Annotated in this window: 16 protein-coding genes; 2 read left to right on the top strand and 14 right to left on the bottom strand. The window is 59.5% G+C overall.

What is annotated here, in order from left to right; translation table 11 throughout:
* Nucleotides 1–424: 424 nt before the first annotated feature.
* The 10 genes from PbB2_RS07655 to PbB2_RS07700 all read right to left on the bottom strand — a co-directional run bounded on the left by PbB2_RS07655 (nt 425) and on the right by PbB2_RS07700 (nt 8,533).
* Complete coding sequence (locus tag PbB2_RS07655; protein ID WP_238164912.1) at nt 425–1,108, bottom strand: nucleotide exchange factor GrpE; 684 nt, start codon at nt 1,106–1,108, stop codon at nt 425–427.
* Between the two features lie 10 nt (nt 1,109–1,118).
* Nucleotides 1,119–2,207, bottom strand: coding sequence for a heat-inducible transcriptional repressor HrcA (gene hrcA, locus PbB2_RS07660; RefSeq protein WP_108984728.1), 1,089 nt, complete (start codon nt 2,205–2,207; stop codon nt 1,119–1,121).
* A gap of 45 nt (nt 2,208–2,252) precedes the next feature.
* Nucleotides 2,253–2,642 carry a VOC family protein gene (locus PbB2_RS07665; protein ID WP_108984729.1) on the bottom strand — a complete coding sequence of 130 codons (390 nt, stop codon included), beginning with the start codon at nt 2,640–2,642 and terminating at the stop codon, nt 2,253–2,255.
* A gap of 37 nt (nt 2,643–2,679) precedes the next feature.
* Nucleotides 2,680–3,900 carry a serine hydrolase domain-containing protein gene (locus tag PbB2_RS07670; protein ID WP_192576230.1) on the bottom strand — a complete coding sequence of 407 codons (1,221 nt, stop codon included), beginning with the start codon at nt 3,898–3,900 and terminating at the stop codon, nt 2,680–2,682.
* 7 nt (nt 3,901–3,907) lie between these two features.
* A complete protein-coding gene (rpsP, locus tag PbB2_RS07675) occupies nt 3,908–4,297 on the bottom strand; it encodes a 30S ribosomal protein S16 (RefSeq protein WP_108984731.1) in 390 nt (129 codons plus the stop codon).
* Between the two features lie 41 nt (nt 4,298–4,338).
* Nucleotides 4,339–5,868, bottom strand: coding sequence for a signal recognition particle protein (ffh, locus tag PbB2_RS07680; RefSeq protein ID WP_108984732.1), 1,530 nt, complete (start codon nt 5,866–5,868; stop codon nt 4,339–4,341).
* A gap of 209 nt (nt 5,869–6,077) precedes the next feature.
* Complete coding sequence (locus PbB2_RS07685) at nt 6,078–6,359, bottom strand: HPr family phosphocarrier protein (RefSeq protein WP_108984733.1); 282 nt, start codon at nt 6,357–6,359, stop codon at nt 6,078–6,080.
* Nucleotide 6,360: 1 nt separating this feature from the next.
* On the bottom strand, nt 6,361–6,762 hold the full coding sequence (locus PbB2_RS07690) for a PTS sugar transporter subunit IIA (RefSeq protein ID WP_108984896.1): 402 nt from the start codon (nt 6,760–6,762) through the stop codon (nt 6,361–6,363).
* Between the two features lie 178 nt (nt 6,763–6,940).
* The gene (locus tag PbB2_RS07695; RefSeq protein ID WP_108984734.1) at nt 6,941–7,261 is read right to left on the bottom strand and encodes a 2Fe-2S iron-sulfur cluster-binding protein; all 321 of its coding nucleotides are present in this window, start codon (nt 7,259–7,261) and stop codon (nt 6,941–6,943) included.
* A 42-nt stretch (nt 7,262–7,303) separates the two neighbouring features.
* Nucleotides 7,304–8,533, bottom strand: a complete 1,230-nt coding sequence (locus PbB2_RS07700) for an NAD(P)/FAD-dependent oxidoreductase (RefSeq protein WP_108984735.1) — start codon at nt 8,531–8,533, stop codon at nt 7,304–7,306.
* A gap of 203 nt (nt 8,534–8,736) precedes the next feature.
* On the opposite strand from PbB2_RS07700, the gene ftsY reads away from it, so the two are divergent.
* Entirely contained in the window at nt 8,737–10,092 is a 1,356-nt protein-coding gene (gene ftsY, locus PbB2_RS07705; protein ID WP_108984736.1) for a signal recognition particle-docking protein FtsY, read from the top strand.
* Between the two features lies 1 nt (nt 10,093).
* Nucleotides 10,094–11,302 (top strand): O-succinylhomoserine sulfhydrylase, encoded by a 1,209-nt coding sequence (gene metZ, locus PbB2_RS07710; RefSeq protein WP_108984737.1) that lies wholly within the window; start codon nt 10,094–10,096, stop codon nt 11,300–11,302.
* Nucleotides 11,303–11,328: 26 nt separating this feature from the next.
* Here the strand turns inward: metZ and PbB2_RS07715 are convergent, their stop codons facing one another.
* From PbB2_RS07715 to PbB2_RS07730, 4 genes are all read right to left on the bottom strand, one after another.
* Nucleotides 11,329–11,808: a hypothetical protein gene (locus tag PbB2_RS07715; protein WP_108984738.1), complete on the bottom strand. Its 480-nt coding sequence runs from the start codon at nt 11,806–11,808 to the stop codon at nt 11,329–11,331.
* Nucleotides 11,805–12,338: a response regulator gene (locus PbB2_RS07720; RefSeq protein WP_108984739.1), complete on the bottom strand. Its 534-nt coding sequence runs from the start codon at nt 12,336–12,338 to the stop codon at nt 11,805–11,807. The genes PbB2_RS07715 and PbB2_RS07720 overlap by 4 nt, the downstream gene beginning before the upstream one ends.
* A 159-nt stretch (nt 12,339–12,497) precedes the next feature.
* Nucleotides 12,498–13,154 (bottom strand): hypothetical protein, encoded by a 657-nt coding sequence (locus PbB2_RS07725; RefSeq protein ID WP_133245755.1) that lies wholly within the window; start codon nt 13,152–13,154, stop codon nt 12,498–12,500.
* 119 nt (nt 13,155–13,273) lie between these two features.
* Nucleotides 13,274–14,152 carry a class I SAM-dependent methyltransferase gene (locus PbB2_RS07730; RefSeq protein ID WP_108984741.1) on the bottom strand — a complete coding sequence of 293 codons (879 nt, stop codon included), beginning with the start codon at nt 14,150–14,152 and terminating at the stop codon, nt 13,274–13,276.
* Nucleotides 14,153–14,301: the final 149 nt, after the last annotated feature.

Genomic DNA, 14,301 nt, shown 5'->3' on the forward strand with positions numbered 1-14,301 from the left:
CGGGACCTTGTGACGCACATGCTCATAGAGGTCCCCGCTCTGCGCTATCGCTCCGGCGGGGATGACATCGTTTGGAGAAGATTTTTGTCTGGAAGCACTTTGGTGCCCAGTCTGGTCACCAAACCGCAACCTCAATTGTTTCTGCGACGCCTGGGTGGTCAAGTGTCGGTTTTCTCTGAAAACCGATCGCACCGCGACGCAGCAAAGCTGCGCACTTGACGACCCAGATGTCGCGCTCAAACTTGACCATCCGTTTTGGTGAAACACAGGTTTCACCAAAGCGGTTCTAGGTAGAAAGGCCAAATCAATAAACCGCTGTCATCCCGGACGGCGAAGCCGATCCGGGATCACATGACGCACACCCGCAAAGGAGTCCCCCACCACATTGGTGGGGATTGCACACTTGGGTGGGCCAAGACCCGGCTTAGGTGGCAGCGGGATCGCTGGGGGCGGGTTCGGCGGCGGGTTGGCCGGCCGAGACTGCCACCATGGCGGCGCGCAAGGTGCGCCCTGCAAGCACATAGCCCGGCTGGAAGACCTCGGCGACATCGCCTGCGGCTTGATCAGAGGGAATCTGCGCCACGGCCTGATGCACCGCCGGGTCGAACTTATCGCCCTTGGCCCCGACTTGGGCGAGGCCATGGCGCTCAAACGCGGTCAATAATTCCTTCAGCGTCATTTCAACGCCGGTGAGAAAGCCATCAAACGCCGCATCGCCTTTAAGCGCCTCGGGCGCAGTTGCCAGCGCACGGCCCAGATTATCCGCCACCGGCAAAAGGTCGCGGGCGAATTTGTCGATGGCATAGAGACGGGCTTCAGACTTTTCCCGTTCCGCGCGCCGCCTGACATTTTCTGATTCCGCCAAAGCGCGCAGACCAGCGTCTTTCAAGGTGTCGATTTCAGCCAGTGCCGCCTGCAACCGCTCAACCAAAAGGCCGCCCATATCTTCGGGTGCTGCATCCTCACCCACCAGCGCGCGCGCCGCGGCCAGCGCCGCTGCCGGGTCAGTGGCAGTGGTAGCGGTGGCGTCTGCTGTGTCATTTTCCGCCGTTGGGGTCTGGACGTCTGGTTCTTCACCAGAATTGGGGGCACCTGTTTGTGTACTCATCTGTGTCGTCTCATTCTGTTAAGTTGAGGCCGCGCCGCTCAATCAGGCGACCAACGACCTTGGCTGTGTAATCTACCATTGGGATGACGCGGGCATAATTCAAGCGCGTCGGCCCGATGACACCCAGTGCGCCCAGCACCCGGCGCTGGCTGTCCATATAAGGGGCCGCGACAAGAGCCGAACCTGACATGGAGAACAAGGGGTTTTCTGCACCAATGAACAATTTGACCGCAGAGGCTTCGCGGGCAGCATCCAGCACCTGAATGAGGTCGCGCTTGCGCTCAAGGTCATCAAACAGCACCCGCACGCGCTCCAGATCACCGGCGGCCTTGCTGTCGGCCAGAAGATTGGCCCGCCCCCGCACGATGAGTTTGCGCCCAGCCAGAGGGTCTTCACCCGACCATTCAGCAAAGCCAGCCTCGATCAAATGGGCGGCCATTTTGTCCAGCGTCGCCTCGGCATGGCGGGCGTCTTCCACCGCTTGGCTCAAGGCCTCTGACAGGGTGCGGCCCTTCAGGCGATAATTGAGGAAATTGGTGCTTTCCTGCAATTGCGATTGGGTGAGCCCGACAGGCATTTGCACCAATCGATTTTCCACTTGGCCGTCGTCAAACACCAAGACAACCAAGATTTGGCCCGGCCCGACCAGCACAAACTCCACATGTTTGACCGGGCTTTCCCGCGTCGGGGTGGTGACAAGACCTGCCCCTCCAGCGAGCCCCGACAGCAAGAGCGAGGCTTCTGACAGCGCGCTTGACAGATCAGAGCCCGCAGCCGCCAGACGTGCATCAATCTCAGCCTTTTCATCGCGGCCGAGATCGCCAATCTCCAACAAGCCATCGACAAACAGACGCAATCCCATATGGGTCGGCGCCCGTCCGGCACTTAAATGGGGGGCATCCAAAAGGCCCAGACTGGCCAGATCGGCCATGGTATTGCGGATCGAGGCCGGCGACAGGCCAATGCCGCGCTTGGACAAGGTGCGCGACCCGACAGGTTCACCTGTTTCCAGATAGGCCTCGACAATGTCGCGAAAAATATCGCGCGCGCGGGCATCAAGATCTGCAAGCGTCGTCGGGCGGGGCGAACTTGGGTTCATGGTCTGTGATCTACCTCAAAGCCCGGTCAAAGGCCAAGAGGGGTTTCACGCTGCCATGACTTGCGTGAGGCTGAGAAGATTGCCGTCTGGATCCTCAAACCACGCGATTTTGGCAGCCCCGTCGGGGGCAGTCCACACGCCCTGCGCATCCTGACCAAAGCCATCATAGATTTTGAAGCTGACACCACGCCCGGCCAGAGCCGCGATGCTGGCGTAAATGTCGCTGACCTGCCAGCCCAGTGCCGGGTGCGGCGCGGGTGTGTAGCCGTCAATCTGGGTAATGCGCAGCCCGGTGCCATTCTGGTCAAACACGCTGCCAAAGGGATCGTCAGCGACAAAATGCAGACCGACGATATCGCGATAAAAGGCCACCGCACGTGGGCGATCAACCGTCTGGATAAAATTAATGACTTTGAAATTGGGTCCCAGCACCATGACACACCCCTTTGAAGGGCCTGACACTAACCCAAACTCAGGCCGCCACAAGGCCTAAATCGGCCGCCGCAGCCTGCATCATGTCCTCTTCAACCCGATAGATTCCTGAGTGGGTTCCAGGGGCGGGGTCATAAGGGCTGCCGGTGATGAACCAGGCAAAGCCGCGCGTGGAGATTGGATCGACCCACAGCCCGGCCAACAGGCCATAGGCCTCACCATAATGGCCAATCATCTCAGTCGTCAGCCCGATCACCGGACAGCGATCACCGGGGATCAAGCGGTGCACGCCCAAGCCAAAACCTTGGAACGCCCCACCTGACGTATCGCCATTGGCGGGGCTGGCCTGATGAGCCTCCCGATACGTCCAATGGGGTTTGAGAAGCTGGGCATGGGTTGCGGGCTCCAACAGCCCGACAACGCCGCTCAAGGCCATGCCGATCCGGGCGAGGTCTTGCACGCTGGCCCGCAGACCGCCTTGTGGCGAGAACAAAAGCCCATTGCTGCCAAGCTGATAGTCCTGCAGGCCGAGACCTAGGGCATATGCCAGATTGGGCCGGGGCAAAGCGGCAGGCGCGCCGTCGACCTGCACCTGCCAATCGCCATCGGTGCCTGCTTTATCGACATGGCGGCGATAGAGCGTGGCGGCCTCTTGAGCGGCCTGATCCGTAATGCCCGACCAGTTGAACCCACACTTTATACCCAAGGGCGTGAAAACAAGTTTCTGCGCCAGTTGGTCGAACCTTTGCCCGCCTGCATGTTCACAGGCCTGCGCCAGAAGGCCCATGGCGAGGTTGGAATAGGTGAAATAGCCAAAGGGCTGAGGCAGATCAGCCCAATGACGGCCTTGGTTCCAATTCTGCCCACCGGGCCGGAAAAAGCCTTCCAAAGTCTCGCCCACCACGCCGCGATAATTCTCGCCGTCGCGGATGCCAGCCGTATGGCACAGGATCATGCGTGGGGTGATCGGGCTGTCTGGAAAGGCAGGGTGGCGCAGGGCAAAGCCCAGATGGCGTGAAATATCCTGATCCAAGTCGATCCGGTCAGCCTCAACCAGCTTGAGAAGCGTCAAGGCGGTCGCAACTTTCGAGATTGAGGCGACACGGGCCTTACTGCTCACCAAGAGCGGCTTGTCCGGCGTTTCACGAACACCAACAGCCCCCGACCACACAATGTCTTGGCCGGAAAATAGAATGGCGGCTCCGCCGGGGGCTTCCCGGCGGGCCACCACAGCACCCAGCGTTTCAGCGAGGCGCTTCATAATGGGCTTATTCAGCCGCGGCTTCTTCAGCCTTGGCTTGTTCGGCAGCTTCTGCAGCATCCAGAGCCGCTTGGGCCTTTTCAGCCGCACGCTCGGTTGCCTTTTGGCCGGGCTTGCCCTTGTTCGGATTATTGCCGGCAACCCAGGTGCCAACGCCTTCAGCGGCGAGGAAGCGGGCCACACGATCCGTCGGTTGGGCACCCTTCTTCATCCACTCAGCCGCCTTAGCGGCATCAATGACCAGACGGCCAGGATTGCCGTCGGCCAGCGTTGGGTTGTAGCTGCCGATCTTTTCAAGGAAACGGCCATCGCGGGGTGAACGGGCTTCGGCCACCACGATGCGATAGACAGGCTTCTTCTTGGAACCACCACGGGCCAGACGGATTTTCAAGGACATGGGACTTACCTTTCAGTGTTTTTCGTGTTGCTGTGTGAGGATTATTTCTTCCCGAACGGGAGACCCGGCAGACCTGTAAAGCCACCGGGATTTTGCGTAGTGCCCAAGCCGGGCAAACCTTGTTGCGGGCCTTGACCCGGCAGGCCGGGCAGGCCTTGACCTGTGCCTGCAGCCTTCTGGCCGAGGCGTTGCAGGGCGGCGGGGTCCATCGGCGGCATTTTGCCACCGAACATACCACCCATTTTGCCCATCAGACCTTTCATGCCACCCTTGCCCATGGCCTTGACCATATCGGCCATGGAGCGGTGCATTTTGAGAACCTTATTGACTTCAGAGACATCAACCCCGGCACCGGCGGCGATGCGCTTGCGGCGGCTGGCGTTGAGGACGTCGGGCTTGGCCCGCTCTTGCTTGGTCATGGATTGGATGATGGCGATTTGGCGCTTGACGGTCTTGTCGCTGACCGCACCTGACTCCATGGCCTTCTTGGCAGCTTGGGCACCCGGCAGCATGCCCATCACCCCGCCCAGACCCCCCATGGCCTGAATCTGGCGCAATTGCGTGGCCAGATCATCCAGGTCAAACTTACCCTTGGCCATTTTGGCGGCCAGCTTTTCAGCCTCATCCTGCTTGACGCTCTCAACAGCGCGTTCAACCAGACTGACGACATCGCCCTGGCCCAGAATGCGACCGGCAATCCGGCTGGCATCAAAGGCATCAAGCCCGTCAATCTTTTCACCAATGCCTAAGAATTTGATCGGCAGACCGGTCACAGCCCGCATGGACAAGGCGGCCCCGCCACGGCCATCGCCGTCGGCCCGGGTCAACACAATGCCGGTCAGTGGCAAACGCTCATGGAAGCGGCGGGCAGTTTCCACCGCATCCTGACCTGTCAGACTATCGGCAACCAGCAGGGTTTCGACTGGATTGGCGATGCGGGCGATCTCAGCCGCCTCGGTCATCATGTCCTCGTCGATCGAGGTCCGACCGGCGGTGTCGAGGAACACCACATCATACCCGCCCAAGCGCCCGGCCGTGATGGCCCGCCGCGCGATTTCGGCCGGCAATTGCCCGGCAATGATGGGCAGGCTGTCGACTTCAGCCTGTGTCGCCAGAACTGCCAATTGTTCCATGGCAGCCGGGCGGCGGACGTCGAGCGACGCCACAAGCACTTTCTTGCGCTGGCGGGTGCGCAGGCGAAGCGCGAGCTTTGCGGTCGTGGTGGTTTTGCCAGAGCCTTGCAGACCGGCCATCATGATGACAGCAGGCGGGCCTTGGTTCAGCGACAGATCGACCGGCCCATCGCTGCCACCCAGCGTATCGACCAAGGCATCATAAACGATTTTGACAACTTGCTGGCCGGGCTTGACCGCGCGGATCACCCGCTCGCCGACAGCCTCTTCCTTCACCTTGGCGATAAAGGCCTTGACCACGGGCAGGGCAACATCGGCCTCCAACAGCGCGACGCGCACCTCGCGCAGGGCGGTTTCCACGTCTTTCTCCGACAACGCGCCCCGTCCGGTCAGCGTATCGAAGACACCCGTCAATCTTTCTGTCAGCGCGTCAAACATGCGTGGTTCCACAAGCAATCACGCAACGCAAAACGCCCCGCCGGACGATCACATCGGGCGGGGAAACCCTGTCCACCCCATCTGCTTGTCCTCCAGCATGCTGGATTGTGCAGGACCGTGTGGCTCAGAGCGCGCGTTTTGAGTGCGCGGAAGAGGGCGGGCTATAGCCGAGACAGGGACAAAGAGCAAGGGCTGGGGACCTTTGCCCCCTATTCACCCTCACCAAACCGATTGGCGACCAGCTCGCACAGGGCATCCAGCGCTGCCTCGGCGCGGGGGCCCTCGGCAGACACGGTGATTTCAGAACCCAAGCCCGCAGCCAGCATCATCAGGTCCATGATGCTTTCACCGTCCACTTCCTGGTCTTCGCGGCCCACCATCACCCGGGCATCGGCATAGTCACCAGCCAGAAGCGCGAATTTAGACGAGGCACGCGCATGCAGCCCGCGCTTGTTGACGATCTCAATGGTCCGCGACACACGCTCACTCATGTCAGCCACTCGCTAAGAGGGAAGATGCCACCGCAATATATTTACGCGCTGCATCTTGGGCTGCAAACACCGCACGTGGCAAGTTTTCCCGCCCGCGCACTTCGGCCAGTTTGATCAACATGGGCAGATTGGCCCCGGCAATCACTTCATACTCACCCCGGTTCATGATGGAGATGGCCAGATTGGACGGGGTACCGCCAAACATATCGGTGAGAATTATCACCCCAGCCCCGGTATCAACCTTTCGGCACGCATCGAGAATATCATCCCGGCGGGTCTGCATGTCATCATCCGGGCCAATGCAGATCGCCTGCATATGGGTTTGCGGCCCAACCACATGTTCAGCGGCGAGGATAAGCTCTCGCGCTAAAAATCCGTGGCTGACCACGACAACACCGATCATGCGGTCCATATCCCGTTTCGCTGGCACAGCGCATCCCACGATGCCCGGCGCAGTGTGAGGAAAACTATAGAGAGGTCACCGGATTTGGCGAGGCCATCACAGCCCAACGCCCCATGTGTGTGCGCATAGTGGCCATGCGCAAAATCATGAAATGGTCCGGACATCACCCCGGTACGGATTAGTGCTGGGCTGCGGGCAGTCGGACGACGATCCCGTCGAGCTCTGCAGTCACGGCAATCTGGCAAGACAGACGCGACAGTGGCGTCACGCCTTCGGCAAAGTCCAACATGCTTTCTTCCATGCTGCCAGGCTTGCCCGTCTTGGCGATCCAGGCCTCATCAACGAATACATGGCAGGTGGCACATGCACAGGCCCCACCGCAATCTGCGTCAATGCCGGGCACCCGGTTCTTCACCGCGCCTTCCATAATGGTGGTGCCGACAGGCACGTCGATGACATGCTCGGTGCCGTTGTGTTCAATATAAGTGACCTTAGCCATGACGCGTTGAGTTCCCTTTGAGCTGACAGTCGGGGTCGGGGTTCAGCCCCTTGCCCCAATCTCTTTCATCGACACAGACATATCAGCCAAACGCGCAGGCGCAAGCTGTCCATGCCGTGCGATCACTTGTTTGGCGACGATAAATTCAGGTGGCGCATTGATTGCATCCACCGCCAAGAGCCGGTTGTCGGCATCCAAATGGAAGACCGCAAACTTCTTCTGCGACGGATCGCCGCGCACCACGGTCTGGGTGGCACCGGCCGACAGCCCGGCGATCTGCAGTTTGATGTCATATTGATCCGACCAGAACCAAGGCGCTTCTTCCACCGGACGCGGCTGGCCCAAAATAGCGGCTGCGGCGAGCTTGGCTTGTTCAAGGGCATTATGCACGCTCTCCAGCCGCCCGCGACGATGGCCGTAGTGAACCAAGGGGCGGCTCGCACAATCACCAATGGCGAAAATCGCAGGGTCAGAGGTGCGGGCATCGGCATCGGTTTCAATCCCGTCAGCAGCCGCAAGACCTGCTGCTTGGGCAAGCTCTGAATTAGGCAGAATGCCGATACCCACCAGCACCACATCGGCAGGCAGGGTCTGCCCATCTGCAAGCTGAACCCCGGTGACGTGATCTTCGCCCACAATGGCTGAAAGCTTGGCCCCGGTCACAATGCGCACGCCAGCTTCGGCATGCAGGCCTTCAAAAAAGGTCGATATCACCGGTGGTGCCACCCGCGCCAACACGCGCGGTGCTGCTTCCAGAATGGTCACATCAAGACCGGCCTTGCGCGCAACGGCAGCCACTTCGAGGCCAATATAGCCCCCACCAATCACAACCAAACGACGTCCTGGCTGCAGTTCTGCCCCCAAACCATCAGCATCTGCAATGCCGCGCAAATAATGCACACCCTTGAGGTCGGCCCCCTGAGCATTCAGCACCCGCACACGTGATCCAGTGGCAAGGATCAGCGCGTCATAGGGATGAACAGCCCCTGATTGGGTGACCACGGTCTTGGCAGACCGGTCGAGCTTGATGGCAGGATCATTCAAAAACAGCTCAACTTTTTCGTCCACCAAGGCCTCAACCGGCTTCAGGATCACCCGGTCCAACCCCATCGCACCCGACAGATAGGCTTTCGACAAAGGGGGGCGCTGATAGGGCGGCAAGGCCTCATTGCCCAACATCACCAGCTGGCCGTCAAAACCGCCGGCCCGCAAGCTGGCAGCAGCCTGAGCGGCAGCCTGACCGGCCCCGACGATGACGATGCGGCTAACCATATCTGTGCTCCTAGCGCGCAAAACTGGATGACGCACCCGTCATAGATTGTCTTGGACGGGCTGTGAAGCGGGCATGTGTGCAGACACAAACCGCCAACCAAGCGCAGGGAAAGACTTCCGTCCGGCCCTTGCCTCCGCTAAGTCACAGGCAGGATCGGGGTTGATCCCATGTGGATCGCCCGCGCGCAACAGGATGACGTGCCATGTTTGGCTGGGGCAAAAAGAAAACCCAAACACAAACAGATGTGTCTGAAGCCCCTCTGTCTGGCTCTGTGTCAGCAGGCGCTGACGCCGGCCGCCCCATTGCTTGCCTAATTGCCACCGCCCATGACCCGGCACGATTGGAGGCCGAGATTGGCCCGCTGGTGGAAGCGGCAGGGGCGCGTTTTACCGGGGTTATCGCCACCCGCACCACCTATGAAGCTGGGGCAGTGCGTGTCACTTTGTTGGCTGATCCCAAAGCCGATGCCGAACTGGTTTTCATCACAGCCCGTGCTGGCGGCCTGCCACTGGCCGGGCGCTTGGACGGCTTGGCGGATCTGGCGATTGAGGAATTGGCAGCCGACGGGCAGGTGCGGCAGTATTTTGCCATTGCCGCCCCGGCACCCGAGCCAGAGCCCCAGCCTGCCGATGTGCTGGACAAATTGGTCGATGGCCTGCAGCGCTCGTCGGCCAGATTGGCAGAAGGTGTGGCCGCGGTCTTTACCAAGGCCAAGCTCGATCAGGATACGCTCGATGAGCTTGAAGAATTGCTGATCACCGCGGATCTGGGGGCCAGTGCGGCTGCCCGCATCCGGGCCAATCTGGCGCGCGACCGCTTTGGCAAAGACATAAGCGAGGAAGAAATTCGCCAGATATTGGCGCAAGAAATCGCTGATATCTTGCATCCTTTTGAAACCAGTGCCTCGCCCTTTGAGACCCCACCGGGGGCATCAGGGCCACGTGTCATCCTGTTTGTTGGGGTCAATGGCTCTGGCAAGACCACCACCATTGGCAAGATCGCCCATAATCTGGCCCAAGCTGGCCATAAGGTCATGCTGGCAGCGGGCGACACGTTCCGGGCCGCCGCGGTGGACCAATTGAAAGTCTGGGGCGAACGGGCCGGCGTGCCCGTGGTGGCGCGCGAAACAGGTGCTGATGCGGCGGGCTTGGCTTTTGACGCTTTGACCCGCGCCAAAGCCGAAGGGGCTGATGTGCTGTTGATCGACACGGCCGGGCGGTTGCAAAACAAATCCGAACTGATGAACGAGCTGGCCAAAGTTGTCCGCGTCATCGGCAAAGTCGATCCCGATGCCCCGCATGAGACCTGGTTGGTGCTGGACGCCACAGTGGGCCAAAACGCCATTTCCCAAACCGAAGCCTTCCGGCAAGCCGCTGGGATTACCGGTCTTGTCATGACCAAGCTCGACGGCACCGCCAAAGGCGGCGTGCTGGTGGCGGTCAGTGAAAAGCACAAATTGCCCATCCGATTTGTGGGTGTCGGTGAGCGCGCCGAAGACCTACAACCTTTTTCAGCCACTGCCTTTGCCCATGCCCTTGTAGGCCTGAGGAATTTTTAACATGAGCGACGAGACCCCCGCATCCAACCACCCACCTTTGAGCCCCGATACGATTTTGGTGCGCGGCGGGCTGACCCGGTCACAACACAAAGAGACCAGCGAAGCCATTTTCCTGACTTCTGGCTTTGTTTATGACACTGCGGCAGAGGCTGAGGCCCGCTTCAAAGGCGAATTGCCGGGCTATCTTTATGGCCGCTATGCCAACCCAACCAATCGCATGCTGGAAGAGCGCTTGGCTGCTATTGATGGTGCTGAAACCTGCCGCCTGACCGCCAGCGGCATGGCAGCCGTGACAGCCGCCCTTCTGGCCCCGTTGCGGGCCGGTGATCATGTGGTCGCGGGAAAGGCTTTGTTTTCCTCCTGTCGCTGGGTGATTGAAACCTTCATGCCGCGCTATGGCATCGAGTTCACCTTGGTAGATGCCACCGATATCTCAGCTTGGCAGGCTGCGATCAGGCCCAATACCAAGAGCCTGTTTCTGGAAAGCCCGACCAACCCGACCCTTGATCTGACCGATATTGCCGCGGTCGCCACCGTCGCCAAATCCTGTGGCGCGCGCTTGATCGTGGACAATATCTTCGCCTCACCCATCCTGCAGCGCCCGTTTGAATTGGGGGCCGATGTGGTGGTGTATTCGACCACCAAGCATATGGACGGGTCCGGGCGCACCCTTGGCGGGGCAATTCTGGGTTCGCTGGCCTTCATGGAAGAGCATATCGATCCCTATTTGCGCCATACAGGACCTGCCATGTCGCCCTTTGTGGCATGGAATGTTCTTAAAGGCCTTGAGACGCTCTCCATGCGGGTGGAACGGGCCAGCGCCAATGCCGCCCGTCTTGCCGATGTGATTGCAGCCCATCCTGCGACCGCCCAAGTGCGCTATCCGCACCGGAGTGATCATCCCCAATATGACCTTGCCAAGCGGCAGATGAAGCGCGGGGGAACTTTGTTGGCGTTTGAGTTGCGCGGCGGCAAACAGGCAGCCTTTGCCTTCCTCAATGCCCTCAGAATCGTGGACATCTCGAATAATCTTGGGGATTCCAAGAGCTTGGCCACCCATCCAGCAACCACGACCCATTCTTCCTTCACCGATGAAGTCAAGTTGGAACTGGGTGTGACGGACGGACTAATCCGCCTGTCTGTGGGGATTGAGGATGGCGATGATTTGGTCGGCGACGTCACCGCCGCGCTTGAGGCCGCCCAAGCCTAGGCCGAGCCGACGCCGCGCTGACCGCTTTAATCGCGGCCTTCGCGGTGACGTTGCGCAATCACCGCGCGCGCACCATCTTGGACCAGGACCTGGATCATCGGATCTGTATCGGCATCATCACGCAATGCTTGGAAGGCCACCACAACAATGGTCTGCATGACGCCCAAGTCCGGTTGAAAGTCAGAATCAGTGTCATTGAGATAATGGCAGATCAGATTGGCCGCCTGACCCAGACAGGTTTTGCGAACAGTGCCAGCAAGGCCGCGAATCTCATGAGCATTGTTCCACATAATGTCGCGACCACCCGGTGCCCGCGCCATCAGAACTTGCTGCAACTCATCCAACAAGCGTTTGACCTCGACATCCACCGGCGGAATGACCGCTTCTAGCGCGGCATTGGCCTTGCGATAGGCCTCGGGTGTGAGCATGCGCGAGGCAGGGCCGCCCATCTTGCGCTGCAAGCGGAAGCTGGGGGCGATAATGTCTACTTGGGCCTCGGCTTTCATGCTGTTTCTTCTTTCGGTTGGCTGGATTGTTCAGCTTTCGCCTCTTTGTCGGACTTGCGACGCATCGCACCGATATAGTCCTTGCCCGAGCCACGCCGTCGGCAAGGGCCCGTATAGGATCCGGTCTTCACAAAGGCTCGCGGTCGGTCAATCACAGCCACAATGCGATCGAGAAGGGTTTTGGCCGAGATTGGCTTGGCCACCAATTCATTGACGCCTGAATCACGCGCCGCCATCACTTTGGTTCGCTCCGTATGCCCCGTCATCATGATGATGGGCACGAAAGGAAACGGGCTGTCGACTGCGGTCCGGATCATCTGGGTGAACTCCAGCCCATCAATCGGAAACATGTTCAGGTCCACGATCACGATGTCGGGTACACCAGCCCGCATGACTTCCATCGCGTCAGCGCCGTCGCTGGCTTCCTTCACAATCCCGATCCCAACGCCGCGCAGAATCGCCACCACAATCGAGCGCATGTGTGGATTGTCATCCACCACAAGCACATGAAGTGAGTTGAGTCCGGGCATACAGACGGTTTCCAGCTTACCAAATATGGTAAAAAACGCGCTGTTTGTCGCAGAAGAGAGTTAAGTCGATGTTACCAACCTTCGATATCTCAGCTGATCCACGCAATAAGCAAGTGGATTGGGCTGCAAATCGGCAGGTTTGTTTTGGTCACATTTACCTTAGCGGGTGAAGGCTGCCTTACTCGGCACAGCTGGAAACTCCAGCGTGGCGGCTCCGCGCATGGCCGCCTGTGCTGGCCGAAACACGGGATTGCCGTCCTCCAAAGGTAAGTTGAGGCGCCGTCCGTCGCCAAAAACGACTTGGCCACTCGGCACGCCTTTGAACACAAGCCCGCCCAATTTCGGAATGGCCAATGACAGAGGCCCTGCCCGTGAAATTGCTTTGGCATAATCCTGCACCGGATTGGCGGCTGCGGTGGCCGGGATTGTGCGGGCAAGCGGCACGACAGGCTCTAGGTTCAATGTGATGCTGCCAGACTGTCCGCCCCCAGCGATTTCCACCTTGCCAGCCCGAATAAGATTTTGATCGGGCAGATTGAGGACTTTGCCACTTCTGTCCAATTGGATGGGGATGCGCTGAGTGCCGTTCACATAGGTCAGGCGCGGTCTGGGCTGACCTTCTTTGACGCCAATCAGATAGTCGAGCCGAAAGCCGTCACGGTCAGTCGGCGCAAGCTGCAGATAAAGGTCATAATAGGGCAAGAGCTTTTTGATGGGCACTTGCCGATTGGCCTGATCGTCAGCCTGCACTGTGCCGGCTAGGCCAAACCCGATCACAAGGGCGAGGGTCGCAAAGAAGTCTGGGCGCATAGACATAGCTTTGTCTGGCATCAGGTCTGCGCTCTGTCACCTGAAACATTGGTAAGCTTGCCCTGAAAGCTGCAACGTGGCGTCTTTCAGGGCAAAGCTGTCTGAGCCAAGCAGCCCTTGCTGATTTAACGCGCAGGCTTGCGGAACAATAAGGTCATCCGGTCGCTCTCGCCGATTTCCTTGTATTTCGCATTGTCAAAATTGGGGTTGGCTGGCTGGCCGCTGGGTGCGGTCTGCAACGTGGGGGGCAGGGTCCATACGCCAAACGGATGGTCCTTGGTGTCCTTGGGATTGGCATTGAGTTCAGAGGCCGTGACGAATTCAAAGCCTGCCTGCCGCATCTGGGCGATCACCCAGTCCTGGCGGAGATAGCCCGTCGACGGATTTTGCGGCTTTGTTGGGTCGGCGCGATGCTGTTCAATGGCAACGAGACCACCAGGCTTGAGCGCATCATACATCGACTTCAAGGCATAATCCTTGATGTTTTGGAGCACAAATCCATGGAAGTTCCGTGAGCTGATGATCAAATCGACGCTGCCGGGCGCAGCCAGTGGTTTGTCGGAATTGGCCGCAAAAACCCCAACTTCAAGACTGCCATAAAGGCCTGGATTGTCCTGATAGCGCTTGAGGAACCGATCCCGGTTGGCCTTTTGTGCGTCGGTCATTTTGTCAGGATCGCCCGAGGTCACGATCAGCTTGCCACCGCCAGCGGCCAGATAGGGGGCCAGAAGGTCGGTCCAATAGCCCGCCCCGGGGCGGATTTCTGCCACGGTCATATTGGGCTTGATGCCCCAGAAGGCAAACGACTGAACCGGATGGCGTGCACCATCACGGGCGCGATCCTCCGGTGTCCGCCAAGCCCCATCAACCACCGCTTGCGCACTCAACGCCTTGGGCTTGGCCGTCTGGGCGGGCTTGGCATGGGCAGAAGTGAACGTCATCGGAAGTGCCAAGGCGGCCGCGGCGAGGATCATCGGCAGGAAGGGTTTGGACTGTTTGGACATGAGATCATCTCCTGTTGGACGAAGAAGGACAGGCAAAATTAGGCGCGTCAGAGAAGGCGCGACTGCGCGTTCGCCAGAGCCGCGACATGTCGCTGAACCCGCTGCAAAAGTCGAGCCCTATTGGGCGGGGTCACGGACAAGTGAGACAC

Origin of the sequence: Candidatus Phycosocius bacilliformis, assembly GCF_003112735.1 — a bacterium.
In the GTDB taxonomy this organism is placed as follows: Bacteria; Pseudomonadota; Alphaproteobacteria; order Caulobacterales; family Aquidulcibacteraceae; genus Aquidulcibacter; species Aquidulcibacter bacilliformis.